Annotated in this window: 19 protein-coding genes; 12 read left to right on the forward strand and 7 right to left on the reverse strand. The window is 71.2% G+C overall.

Annotated elements, in window-relative coordinates:
* Positions 1-5 precede the first annotated feature (5 nt).
* The 3 genes from EXE58_RS16085 to EXE58_RS16095 are packed head-to-tail and all read left to right on the forward strand — an operon-like array spanning position 6 to position 2,529.
* The gene (locus EXE58_RS16085; protein ID WP_244242265.1) at positions 6-932 is read left to right on the forward strand and encodes an ABC transporter ATP-binding protein; all 927 of its coding nucleotides are present in this window, start codon (positions 6-8) and stop codon (positions 930-932) included.
* Positions 932-1,729: an ABC transporter permease gene (locus tag EXE58_RS16090; protein WP_135268805.1), complete on the forward strand. Its 798-nt coding sequence runs from the start codon at positions 932-934 to the stop codon at positions 1,727-1,729. The genes EXE58_RS16085 and EXE58_RS16090 overlap by 1 nt, the downstream gene beginning before the upstream one ends.
* Positions 1,726-2,529: an ABC transporter permease gene (locus tag EXE58_RS16095; protein WP_135268806.1), complete on the forward strand. Its 804-nt coding sequence runs from the start codon at positions 1,726-1,728 to the stop codon at positions 2,527-2,529. The genes EXE58_RS16090 and EXE58_RS16095 overlap by 4 nt, the downstream gene beginning before the upstream one ends.
* A gap of 6 nt (positions 2,530-2,535) precedes the next feature.
* Here the strand turns inward: EXE58_RS16095 and lepB are convergent, their stop codons facing one another.
* The 7 genes from lepB to EXE58_RS16130 form a co-directional block, all read right to left on the reverse strand.
* Entirely contained in the window at positions 2,536-3,267 is a 732-nt protein-coding gene (gene lepB / locus EXE58_RS16100) for a signal peptidase I (protein WP_167288956.1), read from the reverse strand.
* A 67-nt stretch (positions 3,268-3,334) separates the two neighbouring features.
* Complete coding sequence (locus EXE58_RS16105) at positions 3,335-4,315, reverse strand: nucleoside hydrolase (RefSeq protein WP_135268808.1); 981 nt, start codon at positions 4,313-4,315, stop codon at positions 3,335-3,337.
* On the reverse strand, positions 4,312-5,220 hold the full coding sequence (locus EXE58_RS16110) for a hypothetical protein (protein WP_135268809.1): 909 nt from the start codon (positions 5,218-5,220) through the stop codon (positions 4,312-4,314). The genes EXE58_RS16105 and EXE58_RS16110 overlap by 4 nt, the downstream gene beginning before the upstream one ends.
* Entirely contained in the window at positions 5,217-5,774 is a 558-nt protein-coding gene (locus tag EXE58_RS16115; protein ID WP_135268810.1) for a hypothetical protein, read from the reverse strand. Before EXE58_RS16115 ends, EXE58_RS16110 begins: the two co-directional genes overlap by 4 nt.
* A complete protein-coding gene (locus tag EXE58_RS16120; RefSeq protein WP_135268811.1) occupies positions 5,771-6,637 on the reverse strand; it encodes an ABC transporter ATP-binding protein in 867 nt (288 codons plus the stop codon). Before EXE58_RS16120 ends, EXE58_RS16115 begins: the two co-directional genes overlap by 4 nt.
* Complete coding sequence (locus tag EXE58_RS16125) at positions 6,634-7,440, reverse strand: zf-HC2 domain-containing protein (protein ID WP_135268812.1); 807 nt, start codon at positions 7,438-7,440, stop codon at positions 6,634-6,636. The genes EXE58_RS16120 and EXE58_RS16125 overlap by 4 nt, the downstream gene beginning before the upstream one ends.
* Positions 7,437-8,003, reverse strand: coding sequence for an RNA polymerase sigma factor (locus tag EXE58_RS16130; RefSeq protein WP_135268813.1), 567 nt, complete (start codon positions 8,001-8,003; stop codon positions 7,437-7,439). Before EXE58_RS16130 ends, EXE58_RS16125 begins: the two co-directional genes overlap by 4 nt.
* A gap of 150 nt (positions 8,004-8,153) precedes the next feature.
* Here EXE58_RS16130 and EXE58_RS16135 point away from each other — a divergent pair, with 150 nt between their 5' ends.
* From EXE58_RS16135 to EXE58_RS16175, 9 genes are all read left to right on the forward strand, one after another.
* Positions 8,154-9,269, forward strand: coding sequence for a class I SAM-dependent methyltransferase (locus EXE58_RS16135; RefSeq protein WP_135268814.1), 1,116 nt, complete (start codon positions 8,154-8,156; stop codon positions 9,267-9,269).
* A complete protein-coding gene (locus tag EXE58_RS16140) occupies positions 9,266-9,460 on the forward strand; it encodes a DUF3046 domain-containing protein (protein ID WP_135268815.1) in 195 nt (64 codons plus the stop codon). Before EXE58_RS16135 ends, EXE58_RS16140 begins: the two co-directional genes overlap by 4 nt.
* On the forward strand, positions 9,457-10,731 hold the full coding sequence (locus tag EXE58_RS16145; RefSeq protein WP_135268816.1) for an MFS transporter: 1,275 nt from the start codon (positions 9,457-9,459) through the stop codon (positions 10,729-10,731). The genes EXE58_RS16140 and EXE58_RS16145 overlap by 4 nt, the downstream gene beginning before the upstream one ends.
* Before the next feature lie 157 nt (positions 10,732-10,888).
* Complete coding sequence (gene recA, locus EXE58_RS16150) at positions 10,889-11,941, forward strand: recombinase RecA (protein ID WP_135268817.1); 1,053 nt, start codon at positions 10,889-10,891, stop codon at positions 11,939-11,941.
* Positions 11,942-11,960: 19 nt separating this feature from the next.
* Complete coding sequence (locus EXE58_RS16155; protein WP_135268818.1) at positions 11,961-12,590, forward strand: regulatory protein RecX; 630 nt, start codon at positions 11,961-11,963, stop codon at positions 12,588-12,590.
* A gap of 20 nt (positions 12,591-12,610) precedes the next feature.
* Positions 12,611-13,330 carry a GNAT family N-acetyltransferase gene (locus EXE58_RS16160; protein ID WP_135268819.1) on the forward strand — a complete coding sequence of 240 codons (720 nt, stop codon included), beginning with the start codon at positions 12,611-12,613 and terminating at the stop codon, positions 13,328-13,330.
* A gap of 31 nt (positions 13,331-13,361) precedes the next feature.
* Positions 13,362-14,213, forward strand: coding sequence for a polyphosphate kinase 2 family protein (locus EXE58_RS16165; protein WP_135268820.1), 852 nt, complete (start codon positions 13,362-13,364; stop codon positions 14,211-14,213).
* Positions 14,213-14,974 (forward strand): HipA family kinase, encoded by a 762-nt coding sequence (locus tag EXE58_RS16170; protein ID WP_135269641.1) that lies wholly within the window; start codon positions 14,213-14,215, stop codon positions 14,972-14,974. Before EXE58_RS16165 ends, EXE58_RS16170 begins: the two co-directional genes overlap by 1 nt.
* Complete coding sequence (locus EXE58_RS16175) at positions 14,971-15,348, forward strand: DUF3037 domain-containing protein (protein ID WP_244242266.1); 378 nt, start codon at positions 14,971-14,973, stop codon at positions 15,346-15,348. Before EXE58_RS16170 ends, EXE58_RS16175 begins: the two co-directional genes overlap by 4 nt.
* The last annotated feature ends 21 nt before the right edge of the window (positions 15,349-15,369 follow it).

Genomic DNA, 15,369 nt, shown 5'->3' on the forward strand with positions numbered 1-15,369 from the left:
TCCACGTGAGCGACGCGATGATCTCGGCCGTTGGCCTGCGCAAGTCCTTCGGTGAGTTCGAGGCGGTCAAGGGGATCGACGTCGAGGTCCGTCGCGGCGAGGCGTTCGGCTTCCTCGGCCCCAACGGGGCCGGCAAGTCGAGCACCATGAGGATGATCGCGTCCGTCAGCCCCGTCACTGGCGGAGAGCTCCGGATCCTCGGCATGGACCCCACGTCCGACGGGCCCGCGATCCGTTCGCGCATCGGGGTGTGCCCCCAGGAGGACACCCTCGACAACGAGCTCAACGTCTTCGACAACCTGTTCATCTACGGCCGTTACTTCGGCATCGACAAGGCGACCTGCCGTGAGCGCGCCCACGAGCTGCTCGAGTTCGCCGTGCTCACCGACAAGGCCAAGGCCAAGGTCGAGGAGCTCTCGGGCGGCATGAAGCGGCGCCTGACCATCGCCCGGTCCCTCATCAACCGCCCCGAGCTGCTCCTGCTCGACGAGCCCACGACCGGCCTCGACCCGCAGGCCCGTCACGTCCTGTGGGACCAGCTCTTCCGTCTCAAGCAGGCCGGGGTCACGCTCGTCATCACCACGCACTACATGGACGAGGCCGAGCAGCTGTGCGACCGGCTCGTGGTGATGGACAAGGGGCTCATCGCAGCCCAGGGGTCCCCACGCGAGCTGATCCAGCACTACTCCACGCGTGAGGTGGCCGAGCTGCGGTTCGGGGTCGGTGAGCACGAGTCCCTGGTCGGCAAGGTGGAGGACCTCGGCGAGCGCATCGAGGTCCTGCCCGACCGCCTGCTGGTCTATGCCGACGACGGTGAGGCCGTGCTCGCGCAGGTGCACGAGCGCGGCCTGCAACCGGTCGCCGCCCTCGTGCGCCGCTCCTCCCTCGAGGACGTCTTCCTCAGGCTCACCGGCCGATCGCTGGTCGACTGATGAGCACCTCGCTCACCGCCCGTGACGGGGTCGGGCGCCAGGTCGACTACTGGTGGACGGTCTACAAGCGCACGTGGCGTGGCGGCATCATCTCGAGCTTCGTCTCGCCCTTGTTCTACGTCGTCGGCATGGGCGTGCTCCTGGGTGGCTTCATCGAGGGCGACCCGGCTCGGTTGGAGGGTGCCACGTCCTACCTCGCCTACATCGTCCCCGGACTCGTGGCTGCGCACGCCATGCAGCTGGCTGTCGGCGAGACGACCTACCCCGTCATGGGCGGGATCAAGTGGCACAAGAGCTACCACGCGCAGATGGCCACGCCTCTGGCAGTGCGTGACATCGTCAACGCCCACCTCCTCTTCGTGCTGAGCAGGATCGGCTCGGCGACAGCGGTGTTCATGCTCGTCCTCGCGCCGTTCGGGCTGTTCGAGTCGTGGTGGGGGCCCTTCCTGGCCTGGCTTGCGCAGCTGCTCGTGGGGATGGCATTCGCGACCGTGGTGTTCGGGGTGAGCGCCCGGATGACGTCCGAGGAGGGCTTCGGCGTGATCTTCCGGCTCGGCGTCGTGCCCCTGACGCTGTTCTCCGGGGCGTTCTTCCCCATCGACAACCTCGGGCCGCTGCTGGCCTGGGTCGCCCGGCTCACGCCGTTGTGGCACGGTGTCGACCTCTCGCGGATGCTCTGCCTGGACACGGTCGACTGGCCGCTCGCCGCGGTGCACCTCGTGGTGCTGGCGGCGATCACGGCCTGGGGCTGGTGGTGGGCGATCCGCGGCCTCGAGCAGAGGCTGGGCGACTCATGAGCCTCGATCACCGCGCCACCACTCCGGCCCTGTCGCCCTGGGGCGCCCTGTCGGCCATCACGCTGCGCAACTACACGACCTACCGGCGCTACTGGAAGCTGTTCCTCACCGGATTCCTGGAGCCGGTCTTCTACCTGTTCTCCATCGGCATCGGTGTCGGACAGCTCATCGACACGTTCGAGTTCAACGGCCAGTCGATCCCCTACGCCGAGTTCGTGGCCCCCGGGATGCTCGCCGCGAGCGCCTTCAACGGTGCCCTGCTCGACTCCACCTACAACGTCTTCTTCAAGCTCAAGTACGACAAGCTCTACGACCAGATGCTGGCCACGCCACTGACCACCGCGGACGTCGCGCGCGGGGAGATCCTGTGGGGCCAGCTACGTGGTGCGTCCTACTCCGCGGCGTTCCTTCTCGTCATGCTGGCCATGGGAATGATCAGCAGCTGGTGGGCGCTGCTCGCGCTGCCCGCGACCCTGTTGATCGGCTTTGCCTTCAGCGCGGTCTGCATGGGCCTGACGACCTACATGAAGTCCTTCCAGGACTTCGACAAGATCACCTTGGTCCAGCTCCCGATGTTCCTGTTCTCGGCCACCTTCTTCCCCGTCGAGGCGTTCGGTGACGGGCCGGTGCGCTGGGTCGTCGAGGCGACGCCGCTCTACCGCGGGGTCGTGCTGTGCCGCGAGCTCACCACCGGCGCGCTGACGTGGTCGAGCGCGGTGTCGGTCGCCTACCTGCTCGTGATGGGTGTGCTGGGGCTGCTGCTGGTTCGCAGGCGGCTCGACAAGCTCCTCCTCACCTGACTGACCTCAGGAGCCTCGGAGCGCATCGCCCGGCGGAAGTGGCCAGAAGCGCCAGCCGACCGTGCCGACGACCTGGTCGGCACGAACGAACCGTGCTTCGCACGGCCGGTCGGTGAGGCCACGGCACAGTGCCACGGAGTCGGAGCTGTTGGCACGGTTGTCGCCCAGGACGAGGTAGGAGCCCTCGGGCACCGTCACCTCCGGGAAGCAACGGATCGACGGCGCTCCAGTCCCGGCGCGGCTGCAGCCGGACTCCTCGGCGAACGGCAGGTCGGTCACCACGTAGGGCTCCTCCAGCGGCTCGTCGTCCACCAGGAGACGACCGCGTCCGTCGCAGCAGGAGACGGTCTCGCCAGGAAGGCCCACCACCCGCTTGACGGTGTAGTCGTGGTGGCTCGGCCCGACCCCGACCACGTCACCGGCGTACCGCAGCAGGTCCATCGCCCTGTCGGGCTCGGTGATCCGCTCCGAGTCCCAGGTGGCCCCGTGGCGGAAGATGATGACAGAGCCCCGCTCGAGGTCGTCGGCGTCCACGCCGGCGATCCGGGCCAGTCCTCGGTCGCCGGGCACCAGGGTGGGCTCCATGGATCCGGACGGGATGACGTACAGGTGAGCCACGAAGCTGGTGAGGAGGGCCAGCGCGCCAAACCCGATGAGCAGGCGCGCGAGCACCTCGACCCACAACGGCCGCTGCTTCCTCGCCGGGCTGGTCTCCGGCGAGTCGGTGTCGGTCGTCACGGGGCCAGTGTGTCGTTCCCCATGTCGGGACCCCGGGATGTCCGCATCCCGGGCCGTGCGGGACCGCTCACCCGAACGCGGTGGCGTACACCCGGTCGAGCGCTGCGGGGTCGAGCGCGGTGACCACGTGCACCGGCCCGTCGCCGGTGCGTCGCAACCGTCCACGATCCTCGGTGACGTCCACCTCCCACGTCCCCGGGATGACCGTCGCGGCATCCGGCGAGATGAAGACGCCGGCCGTCGCGAGGTCCCAGTAGGCCGGCGTCTCGAAGGCCGGGTCTCGACCCAGGCTGCCGACGACGGGGCCACGCAGGCCCGCGGGAGCTCCGCGCTCCACCGGGTCGTCGGGGACGACTGTGACCGGCACCGGCCCCGCGAGGACCTGTGCGAACGGCACTGGATCAGCGGCGGCGTTCCACTCAGCCACGCCTGGGGCGTGGGAGGGCGCGTCGACGCTCCCCGCCATGGACGTGATCCCCGCCAGTCGGCGGTAGGCGCCCGGGTTGCGGCGCAGCAGCCTCGCCACGTCGGTGAGCGGGCCGAGCGCGACCACGTGGAGGCCCTCGTGCCGTCGAGCGAGTCGAGCGATCAGCTCCGAGGAGGACAGCCGGGACGGGGTCAGGGGAGTCGGATCGGCGTCCACGACCAGTCCGCTGTGCTGCATGGCCCCCATCGACCACGCCTGCGGGAACGGGAGCCCCTCGGGCCCGCGGGCGCTGCCCCCGCAGGCCACGGGCGGGGGCGACGCACGCATTCCCCGGAACAGGTCGGGCAGCAGCTGCAGGCCCACGCAGGTGAGCTCGCCGGTCGTCGGGACGGTGATGCCCACGACGTCCACGTCCGGGTGGCGCACCAGCAGGGCGATGGCTGCGAGGTCGTCGGGAGCCAGGTCGGTGTCGATCACGACCGGGACGGCCTCGGGCGACTTCGCGGGCTGTGCCGTCATGGGGCCGGGGAAGAAGATCTCCCCGTCGTCGTCGCCGGCGGCTGCGGCACACGAGGAGAGCGCCCACGACAGCAGGATCGCGGCGAGCACCGGCTTCCTCACGGGATGACCACCACCTGGGCGACGGCGCCCAGCACGGCGAGGCTCGATCCGGCCGCCAGGAGCCGGAGCCGTACGACGCCGCTTGGAAGTGCGGCGGCGAGCAGCAGGAGGGCCAGACCGACGAGCCACACGTCGTGCCACCAGGCCAGTGCCTCGGAGACGAAGGCGCGCGACCACACCTGGCTGTACTCCCCGGGAGCCTCCAGCAGCCAGTGCGAGGGGAAGGCCAGCGGGTCGGCGGACGGCGGCCCGACGGGGACCTGGATTGGTTGGACCTGGAGCACCGAGAACGGCGTGACCGCACGGTGCCCGAACAGCCAGTAGACGAACACCACGAACCAGATCACGAACAGGAGAGGGATCGCCGCGACCAGGTGCGGGGTACGACGGCCCAGGGCAGCGCCCAGGCAGACGGCCAGCACTGCCAGGACGACGTGCTGGGACAGCTCGCCCAAGGTGTAGAGGGCCTCGGTAGTGCGCCCCGGCTCGACCCCGAGCCACAGGCCCCCGATGTCTCGCTGCCGCCACGCCATCGCGGCTGCGAAGACGACTGCCAGCGCCACCAGCGGCGCCAGGCCGACCAGTCGGGCCAGCGCGCGGCGGTCCTCTCGCACGGGGGCCGCCGCAGCCACCTCGGTGCGGCCCCGTTGGAAGGAGATCGCGGCGGTGACGGAGATCGCGAAGAGCAGGGGCAGGGTCGACGTGGCCATCTGTTGGTAGGTCGCGCCGGGCCACTCGCCCGGCGTGGGGGTCAGCGACCACAGCATCCACAGCGAGAGTGCCAGGCCGACGGCAGGCCACGGGCTGCGCGACACCCGACGAAGCTCGATCCGGACCAGGGCGGGCAGCACGTGCGTGGATGTGGAGGACCGGGCGGATGGCGGCGCGGTCGTCACGGCGCTCATGAGGCACGCCTGAGCGCGCAGACGAGGAGCGCGGCCGCGACCACGGCCCACGGATCGGTCCGCCACCAACCGGCCGCGTCGGCCGGCAGGCCGTCGAGCACTGCCATGTGGTCGAGGCCGAACCAGACGAGCGGCGCCGAGGCACCCACCAGCACCCCGCGAGCGTGCGGCCGGACGGAGACCGCCACGGCGAGGCCTGCCGTCGTCAGGGCGAGGAGTCGACCAAGACCGGCTGCGTCGGCGCCCGAGGTGAGCCCGGCCACCGACCACCACAGGGCGAGCACCGGCACGCCGACCAGGAGCAGGCGGAGCGCCCGCCGGTGCATCACCGAGGTGGGGACCGCGGCCAGCAGCGTCGCTGCCGGGTCGTGGAGGGCAGCCACGGCTCCGCCTGCCAGCGCGGCGGTGGCGACGAGGAGCACCGTCTCGACCGGGCCGTTCGCAGCGTCGGACACGGCTGCCGCGGCCAGCAGGACTCCGCCCAGCCCGACCAGCGGAAGCCAGCGCACGGCCCGGGAGGTGGGGGGCGCCGACTGGACGTGGACGGCGATCATCGCGACAACCTGGTGACGAGCAGGTAGCCGTCGTCGACGGTGGCGGGAACCAAGGCGGCACCGGCCGGTGGGTCGCCGACGTGGCGACGGTTGCCAGGTCCGGTGACCCAGCTGCGGACCGCCGTCGGCTCCTCGGACTCCGACTCCCACACCCGACCCTGGGCGGCACCCGCCAGCTCGGCAGGCGTGCCCGACCAGCAGATGCGACCCCGATCCATCACGAGCACCTGCTGGCAGAGTGCGGCCACCTCGGCTGTGTTGTGGGTCGAGAGCAGGACCGTGCCCTCGCGAGCCGAGCCGGCGAGCACCGACCTCAGGGCGATGCGCTGCTCCGGGTCGAGGCCGGTGGCAGGCTCGTCGAGCACGAGCAGCTCGGGAGAGCCGATCATCGCGGCCGCCAGCGCCACCCGCTGCTGCATGCCGCCCGACAGCGTGCGGATGCGACGGTGCATCTTGTCGCCCAGCCCGAGCGCCTCCAGCGCGTCGCGGGTCTCGCGGCGGCGCCACGCCCGGTCGGTGTGCTCCTTGAGCACGGCGACGTAGTCGACCATCTCCAGCGGCGTGAAGCCGCCGTACAGCTTCGGTGCCTGCGGCAGGTAGCCGAGCCGGCGCCGGATCTCGGTGCGCTGCGAGGGGCTCACGGGGTCAAGGCCCAGCATCGAGACAGAGCCGGCGTCGGGAGCCAGCACCGTCGCCAGGATGCGCAGCAGCGTGGTCTTGCCGGCGCCGTTGGGTCCGAGGAGTCCGACGATGCCGCCGGTGACCGAGAGGTCCACCTCGTCGACGGCGGCGAGCGGCCCGAACCTCTTGGTCAGTCGGGATGCGGTGACCAGCTGGGTGGTGTGACGGGCCGTGGTGGTCATGCGGTCCTCCGGTAGGCGACGTGGTCGCGGCGGGCGATGGTGACGGCGACCGCGAGCATGGCGACGGCCAGCGCGGTGGCCTGGAAAGGTGTGGAGGCGACGAGGTCGACCACGGTCTGCGCAGGAACCCTGCGGGCAGCCGGCGGGATGCTGACGGCCAAGGCCCACACCGAGCCCAGCCCCGCCGCGACCGTCGCGGGGTCGACCCGGGTCGTGCCCGCGGCGAGCACCAGTGCCGCAAGCGCCGCGCCGGGCAGCAGCCACGCGAGCGCGGCGTCGAGCGGGAGGCCGACGACCAGCGCCCCTCCGATCCCGAGCGGGACGGCCGGGAGCGCCACCGCGAGGCTGCGAAGGGCCACGATGCGCAGGCCCGCGACGGGGGCGGCGAGGGCCATCTCGCCCGCGGGCTCGATGGACCGCCCGTAGGCGGCCGCCACGGCGGCCATCGGCGCCAGCGGTGCCAGCGCGAGGAGGAGCGGGAGGCGGCCACCGAGGAGCGCCACCGCGGCTGGCAGCGCGAGGAGCAACGCGAGGGCAGCCAGCCACGCACCGCGCTGGGCGGGTGTCGCCAGTCCCAGCCGTGTCAGCCTGCTGCGGCGCGGTTGGTCGATGACGTCGGCGAGTGACTCCCAGCGTCGGACGGCGTCGCTGGCGGGCGTGGGCGGTGACAGTGCCGCCGTGCGACGGCGGCACTCCGCACAGGTGAGCAGGTGCGCCTCGAGGGAGGCAGCGAGGACGGGTTCGGCGGATCCGTCCACCCACGAGCGGAGGGTCGGCTCCTCGGCGTGCCACGTGTGCGTCACAGCATTGCCTCTCTCAGCTCGGAGCGAGCGCGGCTCATCCGGCTCTTGACGGTGCCGCTGGGGATGCCCAGCAGGGCGGCGGCCTCGCGGGTGGTGAGCCCGTCCAGGACGGTCGCCTGGACGACCGCCTGCAGCTCGGGGGAGAGGCGGGCGAAGGCGAGCCCGACGTCGCTGTGCTCCACCCGGGCCAGGACCTCCTCCTCGGCCGACGCCATCGGGGACCCGCGCAGGCCCCGCAGCCGGTCGACCACGCTCGCGCGCGGCCGGAGCTGGTGGAGCAGCGAGCGCACCGCGATGCCCCAGAGCCAGGCCGCCACCTCGCCCTCGCCACGCCATCCCGACGGCTTGCGCCACACCGTCAGGAACGTCTCCTGGATCGCGGTGTCCACCATGGCCGGGTCGGCGCATCGACGGCCGAGACGCGTGGCCAGCCACGGCTCGTGACGCTGGAAGAGCTCCCGCAGGGCGGCACGGTCACCCGCACCGACAGCCCGCACCAGGTCGGCGTCGGAACTCTCCTCGGGTGCGTGCCGGGATTCCCATCCCGTCTCCTCGGTCCCCATCACACCCCCTAGTGCCACTGACCCCGCCGAACGGTTCGCACCGGTCCAGACCAGTGGTTCCGCGCCCTGGACAAGTGTGACGCCATCTCGGCGTCCGGCGGCAGGAATCCGAGTCGTGGCGCACCCGTCAGGGCTGGTTGGATGTGCGTCATGACGATCGAGCCCGACACCAAGGACTGGACCTGGGTGCTCGAGCGCCGCTGCCCCGAGTGCGGGTTCGACGCTGCGGCCCACGGGGTGGAAGACCTGCCCAAGCTGCTGCGCGACACGACGTGGCTCTTCGGTCGTGCCCTGCGCGGGCCCGACGCCGCTGAACGACCGGATCCGGGCACCTGGTCGCCCTTGGAGTACGCCTGCCACGTGCGCGACGTGCACACGATCTTCGCCGAGAGGCTGCGGGCGATGCTCGCCGAGGACACGCCCACCTTCGCCAACTGGGACCAGGACGAGACAGCGGTCGCCGAGAAGTACTCCGAGCAGGACCCGCAGGCCGTCGACGTCGAGCTGGTCGAGGCGGCCGGCGACGTGGCCGGTCTCTATGCGAGCGTCCGGACCGACCAGCTGGGCCGTCGCGGGGTGCGCTCCAACGGAAGCGAGTTCACCGTCGAGACACTCGGTCGCTACCACCTCCACGACGTCGTCCACCACCTCCATGACATCGGCTGGGACCCCAAGGGGGCGACCGTGCGGGCCTACGACGAGTTCGCCGCCGCCTACCGCGAGGGCACCTCCGGCATGACCGAGGACGTACGCCACCTGCTCGACCGTTTCGCCGAGCGTGCCGGCCACGGAGCGCGCGTGCTCGAGATCGGAAGCGGTGGGGGCCGTGACGCCCTCGAGCTCGAGGCACGCGGGTTGGTGGTGCACCGCACCGACATCTCGTCGGGCTTCGTCGCGCTCCTGCGCGAGGCGGGCCAGGAGGCGGAGGTCCTCGACCCCCTGGTCGACGAGCTGGGCGGCCCCTGGGACGCGGTATGGGCGAGCGCCTGCCTGCTGCACGTGGAGCGCGAGGACCTCCCGGTGGTCCTGCGCCGCCTGGCAGAGGCGACTCGCCACGGGGGAGTGCTGCACGTCGGCGTCAAGGAGGGGGACGGCGAGGCGTGGTCCACCCACGGCAGCGTCACCGTGCCGCGTCGCTTCGTGTTCTGGCGCGAGGAGCCGCTGGTGGAGACCTTGCGGGGCGCCGGCTGGCAGGTCGAGACGGTCACCCGCGGGACCGGCACCAAGGGGGACAGCTGGCTCGAGATCCTGGCGGAGCGAGCGTGAGGCACACCGAGTTCTGGGACCGGATGGACCACGCGCTCGGCGCCGACTACTCGCGCAGCTGGGCTGACATGACGGTCATGTCCGAGCTCGACGGGCGCACGGCCAGCGAGGCGCTGGCGGCAGGGGTGTCCCCCAAGCAGGTGTGGGCGGCGGTCTGGCGCACCCTGGAGCTTCCGGTGTCCGAGCGATGACGCAGGCCGTCACGCAGGTCGACGTCGAGGCGATCCAGCGTCGTACCGTGCGGCCGCTGGTCGTCGCACAGGCGGTCGGGGCGGTCGGCATCACCGTCGGGGTCGCGACGGCGTCCCTCCTCGCGCGCGACCTCTCGGGGTCGGAGGCGCAGGCAGGGTTCGTCCAGAGTGCGCAGACTCTCGGAGCCGCTCTCTTCGCGTTCTGGCTGGCCCGTGTCATGGCCCTGCGCGGCCGCCGGCTGGGGCAGGTGGCCGGGCTCCTGACCGGGGCGGCTGGCGCACTCCTGGCCGTCGTGGCCGGGGAGGTCGGTTCGATGGCGCTCCTCCTGGTCGGCGCCATCCTGCTCGGCGCCACGACGGCTGCGAACGCGTCCGCGCGCTACGCGGCCACCGACCTCGCCCACCCGGAGCACCGGGCGCGCGACCTCTCCACCGTCGTGTGGGCGACGACCATCGGCGCCGTCCTCGGCCCCAACCTCAGCGGGCCCTCGGGCGTCCTGGCCCGGAGCGTCGGGGTCCCCGAGCTCACGGGCCCCTTCCTCGTGGGGGGGATCATGATGCTTGCCGCGGCCGGCGTCGTCTGGGCAGGGATGCGGCCCGACCCCCTGCTCACGGCGAGGGCGCTCGCCGATGCCGGGGCGGCCGCCGAGCCAGCCGTGGGCACGCGCGACGTCGCGAACGCGTCTCCGCGCGGAGCACTGGGTGTCATCGTGTCGGACCCGTTGCTGCTGGCATCGGTCGCGGCGCAGGCGTGCGCACATGCCGCGATGGTGGCCGTCATGATCATGACCCCGCTCCACATGGAGCACGGCGGCGCCCACCTCGACGTCATCGGCTTCGTGATCTCGATCCACGTCCTGGGGATGTTCGCGTTCTCGCCCCTGGTCGGACGCGCGTGTGACCGCGTGGGGCGTGGTCCCGTCATGGCAGCGGGCGGTGTCGTGCTGATGGCCTCGGTCGTCCTGTCGGGCGCGTCGCGTGCCGGGATGTCGTGGCACATCTCCCTGGGCCTGTTCCTGCTCGGGCTGGGCTGGTCGATGGCGACGGTCGCCGCCTCGGCGACCATCGCGGACCGCGCGCCGCTCGAGCGCCGTACCCAGGTGCAGGGCGGCTCCGACATGTTCATGCTCCTCGCTGCGGCCGGCGCCGGGGCGCTGTCCGGGCCAGTGGTGGGGGAGTGGGGCTACTCCTGGCTCGCCTACAGCACCTCGGTGCTCGCCGTCGGGGTCGTGGCGGCCGGCGTCACGATACGCACGACACGCCCGGAGTGATGCTCGCATCGAACACCTGTTCGGGATAGTTTGTCTCCACAGGTACGACGCAGGCCGAGGTTGTCCACAGGTTCGAGGGTCCTGATCAGGGACTGTCGGTGGCTCGCCCTAGCGTCGCCGATGTACCTGGTACCCGACAAGAGACAAGGACACCCCCATGGCTGGTGGAGACCGCGAGAAGGCACTCGATGCCGCGCTCGCCAACATCGAGAAGTCGTTCGGCAAGGGCTCGGTCATGCGACTGGGCGACGAGACGCGTGCCCCTCTCGAGGTGATCCCCACCGGGTCGATCGCGCTCGACGTGGCGCTCGGGCTGGGCGGTCTGCCCCGCGGCCGGGTGGTGGAGATCTACGGTCCGGAGTCCTCCGGCAAGACGACGGTCGCCCTGCACGCGGTGGCCAGCGCCCAGGCCATGGGCGGCATCGTGGCCTTCATCGACGCCGAGCACGCGCTCGACCCCGACTACGCCAAGGCACTCGGCGTGGACACTGACGCGCTGCTCGTCTCCCAGCCCGACTCCGGCGAGCAGGCGCTCGAGATCGCCGACATGCTCGTCCGGTCCGGTGCCCTGTCACTCATCGTCATCGACTCCGTGGCCGCGCTGGTGCCTCGGGCCGAGATCGAGGGGGAGATGGGTGACAGCCACGTGGGTCTGCAGGCACGGCTGATGAGCCAGGCGCTGCGCAAGATGACCGGTGCCCTCAACAACTCCAACACCACCGCGATCTTCATCAACCAGCTGCGCGAGAAGATCGGCGTGATGTTCGGCTCGCCCGAGACCACGACGGGTGGTCGGGCGTTGAAGTTCTACTCCTCGGTGCGCCTCGACGTGCGCCGGATCGAGACGCTCAAGGACGGCACCGACATGGTCGGCAACCGCACCCGCGTCAAGGTCGTCAAGAACAAGGTGGCCCCGCCGTTCAAGCAGGCGGAGTTCGACATCATGTACGGCAAGGGCATCAGCCGCGAGGGTGGCCTGATCGACGTCGGAGTCGAGGCAGGGATCATCCGCAAGGCCGGCGCCTGGTACACCTACGAGGGCGACCAGCTCGGCCAGGGCAAGGAGAACTCGCGCAACTTCCTCAGGGACAACCCCGACCTGGCCAACGAGATCGAGAAGCTCATCCTGGAGAAGCTCGGTGTCACTCCGAGCGTCGACAAGCCTGCCGATGACCTCAGTGACGAGCCCATCGGGGTCAACGACTTCTGAGTCGTTGAGCCGCCAGCCGATGCCTGAGGAGACCCGTCCCGCACCCACGTGGGCCGGCGACGTCCAGCTCGGAGTCGAGGCGTGGGTCGGTGATCCACGACCCACGCCGACCCCGACTCCGAGCGCACAGGCAGTCCCGACCGACCACCAGGGGCAAGGACCGGAGGCCGACCACGAGGCAGTGGCTCGCAAGATCCTCCTCGACGCGCTCACCGGCCAGGCTCGCTCCCGCAAGGAGCTCGCCGACAAGCTGGCCAGGAAGGACGTCCCGGCTGAGCTGGCGACCAGGCTGCTGGACCGCTTCACCGAGGTGGGCCTGGTCGACGACTCCGCGTTCGCCCACCAGTGGGTCGAGAGCCGCCAGCGCAGCCGAGGCCTCGCTCCCCGTGCGCTCTCCCAGGAGCTGCGACGCAAGGGGGTGGACGACGAGACGATCAAGGAAGCGTTGGAGCAGATCGACGAGGACGACCAACGCGAGGCCGCGCGTCGGCTCGTGCGTCGCAAGCTCCGATCAGTCCAGGGCCTCGACCAGCAAGCCGCCACCCGTCGCCTGGCGGGAATGCTCGCCCGCAAGGGCTACTCCGCCGGCCTCGCGTTCGCGGTGGTGCGTGCTGAGCTCGGTGCCGATGCGCTTCCTGACGACATGTGAGTGCCCCTAGGGTCACTCACATGCCCGCTGCTGATGCGCCACCCCGGCTGGTGGTGGCCCACGAGGGCCGCGAGCTGTCAGGAGTGGTGCGGCCCGGGGAGTCCGCCTACGAGGCCGCCCTGCGGACGACGGCGACCGCGACCGGCGACCCGGTGCCGCAGGACCTCTCGGCACAGCCGCAGCGCTGGCTCATCGACCACGATCGCGTCGTCGCCGTGCGTGCCATGACTCGAGGCGACCTTCGAGACGTGGCACGCTGGCGCGCGGAGCCTCATGTGGACCGCTGGTGGCACGGGGACGGTCCGGCCACGCTGGACACCGTCACGGAGAAGTACGCCGCCGCCGTCGACGGGATGACGCCGACCCGGATGTGGGTGGTCGAGGTCAACGGCCGGTCGGTGGGCTTCGTCCAGGACTACCGCGTCGGCGACTACCCCGACTTCGCGATCCTTGCGCCCGATCCCGATGCCATCGGCTGCGACTACGTCATCGGCGAGCCGGAGTGGGTCGGGCGCGGCATCGGCACCCAAGCCCTCTGGGCCTGGATGCTGCGCACCCGGCGGCGCCGACCGGAGGCGACGTCGTTCTTCGCCGCGCCGGACCACCGCAACGCGGCGAGCCTGCGCCTGCTCGACAAGGTCGGGTTCACGCGGGGGACGTGGTTCGACGAGCCCCGTTCGGACGGCTCGGTCGCGACCTGCGTGGGATGCAGCGTCGAGGTTCGCCGCGTGCTCGGCTGAGCCACGTGCCGGGTTCGGCCATGATGGGGTCATGACGTCCAGCATCGTCGAGGAGATCCGGCTGTCGCAGGGCCCGGTCGACCTGGCTTCCCGAGAGACCGACGCGGCCCCGGGGTTCACCGGGAAGAAGGCCGACGGGAAGGCAGCGCTCGCAGCGATGGCCGACGAGCTTGCCGACCTGCAGGAGCGCCTGTGGGCCGAGCGCACGGCCGGTTCCGAGCGCCGGGTCCTGCTCGTTCTCCAAGGAATGGACACCAGCGGGAAGGGCGGGACACTTCGCCACACGGTCGGCCTCGTCGACCCCCAGGGCGTCCGGATCACCAGCTTCAAGGCCCCGACCGAGGAGGAGCTGGCCCACGACTTCCTGTGGCGGGTCGAGAAGGCCGTGCCGTCGCCGGGCTACATCGGCGTGTTCGACAGGTCGCACTACGAGGACGTGCTGATCGCCAAGGTGAGGAACCTCGCCGACCCGGCGGAGATCGAGCGTCGCTACGCCGCGATCAACGACTTCGAGGAGCGGCTCGTCGAAGGCGGCACGTCGGTCCTCAAGTGCATGCTGCACATCAGCGTCGACGAGCAGAAGGACAGGCTCCAGGAGCGCCTGGACAACCCGGAGAAGCACTGGAAGTACAACCCGGGGGACCTCGACGAGCGAGCCCTGTGGGACGACTACCGGACTGCCTACGAGGTGGCGCTCGAGCGCACCAACACCGAAGCCGCGCCGTGGTACGTCGTGCCCGCCGACAAGAAGTGGTTCCGCAACCTCGCCGTCGGCCAGCTCCTGCTGGAGACCCTGCGGGGCATGGACCTGCGCTGGCCGGTCGCCGAGTTCGACGTGAACGCCGAGAAGTCGCGTCTCGCCGAGGAGGCCTCGCTCCGGTGATGCCGACCGTCGCGGTCACGCGCTACGTCACGCCGTTGCGCGAGGGCGGCAGCCTGCCCGGCGTCGTGGAGGGTGATGACCTGGGGACCTACGTGTGCAAGTTCCGCGGTGCTGGCCAGGGTGCGAGGGTCCTCGTCGCCGAGGTGATCGCGAGCGGCCTGGCTCGACGTCTGGACCTGCGCACCCCGCGCCTCGTGGTCCTCGACCTCGACCCCGAGCTGGCTCGCTACGAGGCCGACGAGGAGGTGCAGGACCTCCTCAACGCGAGCGCCGGCCCCAACCTCGGGATCGACTTCCTCCCCGGAGCCTTCGGTGTGGACGCCCAGCTCGGAGTGTCCGACGAGGAGGGCGCCCGCGTGCTGTGGCTGGACGCGTTCACTGCCAACGTGGACCGCTCCTGGCGCAACCCCAACCTGCTGCTGTGGCACGGCGACCTGTGGGTCATCGACCACGGTGCGTCGCTCTACTTCCACCACGGGTGGACCGGGGGCATCGGCGATCCGGCGAGGTTCGCCGCGCAGCCGTGGGACGTGAGCGGCCATGTCTTCGAGTCCTGTGCTCGCCACGTCTCCCAGGTGCACGAAGACCTGGTCGATCGCCTCGGCGAGGCGGCCTTCGACGAGATCCTCGCCGAGGTGCCCGACGCCTGGCTCGAGGCCGTGCCGGGTGGCGAGACACCGAACGAGCTGCGCAGCGCCTACGTCGCCTTCCTGTCCGCGCGCCTGGCGAGCGACGCATGGCTGCCGGGAGTGCTGCGATGAGGATGTCCTACCAGTACGTCGTGCTGCGCTGTGTCCCGCGACCCGACCGCGAGGAGTTCCTCAACGTCGGAGTGGTGCTGCACTGCCAGTCCGCCGACTTCCTCGACGTGCGCTGGCACGTCGATCGCGACCGGTTCCGCGTGCTCGACCCGCTGCTCGACCTCGACCAGGTGTGCGAGGCCCTCACGTTCGTCGAAGGTGTCTGCCGAGGTGACGACCGAGGGGGAGCGGCAGCCCGCCAGTCGCCCGGGCAGCGCTTCGGCTTCCTCAAGGCCCCACGCAGCACCGTCCTGCAGCCGGGCCCCGTCCACGGGGGCGTCACCGACGATCCCGCCCGCCAGCTCGAGCGCCTGCTGGAGCAGCTCGTCGGCTGACCGGGCTGCGCGTCGATGTAC

Source organism: Nocardioides seonyuensis (assembly GCF_004683965.1).
In the GTDB taxonomy this organism is placed as follows: Bacteria; Actinomycetota; Actinomycetes; order Propionibacteriales; family Nocardioidaceae; genus Nocardioides; species Nocardioides seonyuensis.

Bases quoted from the DNA above. Each gene is read 5' to 3' on its own strand.
- EXE58_RS16090 (WP_135268805.1), top strand. From the start codon at position 932: ATGAGCACCTCGCTCACCGCCCGTGACGGGGTCGGGCGCCAGGTCGAC.
- EXE58_RS16095 (WP_135268806.1), top strand. From the start codon at position 1,726: ATGAGCCTCGATCACCGCGCCACCACTCCGGCCCTGTCGCCCTGGGGC.
- EXE58_RS16110 (WP_135268809.1), bottom strand. From the start codon at position 5,220: ATGAGCGCCGTGACGACCGCGCCGCCATCCGCCCGGTCCTCCACATCC.
- EXE58_RS16115 (WP_135268810.1), bottom strand. From the start codon at position 5,774: ATGATCGCCGTCCACGTCCAGTCGGCGCCCCCCACCTCCCGGGCCGTG.
- EXE58_RS16120 (WP_135268811.1), bottom strand. From the start codon at position 6,637: ATGACCACCACGGCCCGTCACACCACCCAGCTGGTCACCGCATCCCGA.
- EXE58_RS16130 (WP_135268813.1), bottom strand. From the start codon at position 8,003: ATGGGGACCGAGGAGACGGGATGGGAATCCCGGCACGCACCCGAGGAG.
- EXE58_RS16135 (WP_135268814.1), top strand. From the start codon at position 8,154: ATGACGATCGAGCCCGACACCAAGGACTGGACCTGGGTGCTCGAGCGC.
- EXE58_RS16145 (WP_135268816.1), top strand. From the start codon at position 9,457: ATGACGCAGGCCGTCACGCAGGTCGACGTCGAGGCGATCCAGCGTCGT.
- recA (WP_135268817.1), top strand. From the start codon at position 10,889: ATGGCTGGTGGAGACCGCGAGAAGGCACTCGATGCCGCGCTCGCCAAC.
- EXE58_RS16155 (WP_135268818.1), top strand. From the start codon at position 11,961: ATGCCTGAGGAGACCCGTCCCGCACCCACGTGGGCCGGCGACGTCCAG.
- EXE58_RS16160 (WP_135268819.1), top strand. From the start codon at position 12,611: ATGCCCGCTGCTGATGCGCCACCCCGGCTGGTGGTGGCCCACGAGGGC.
- EXE58_RS16165 (WP_135268820.1), top strand. From the start codon at position 13,362: ATGACGTCCAGCATCGTCGAGGAGATCCGGCTGTCGCAGGGCCCGGTC.
- EXE58_RS16170 (WP_135269641.1), top strand. From the start codon at position 14,213: ATGCCGACCGTCGCGGTCACGCGCTACGTCACGCCGTTGCGCGAGGGC.
- EXE58_RS16175 (WP_244242266.1), top strand. From the start codon at position 14,971: ATGAGGATGTCCTACCAGTACGTCGTGCTGCGCTGTGTCCCGCGACCC.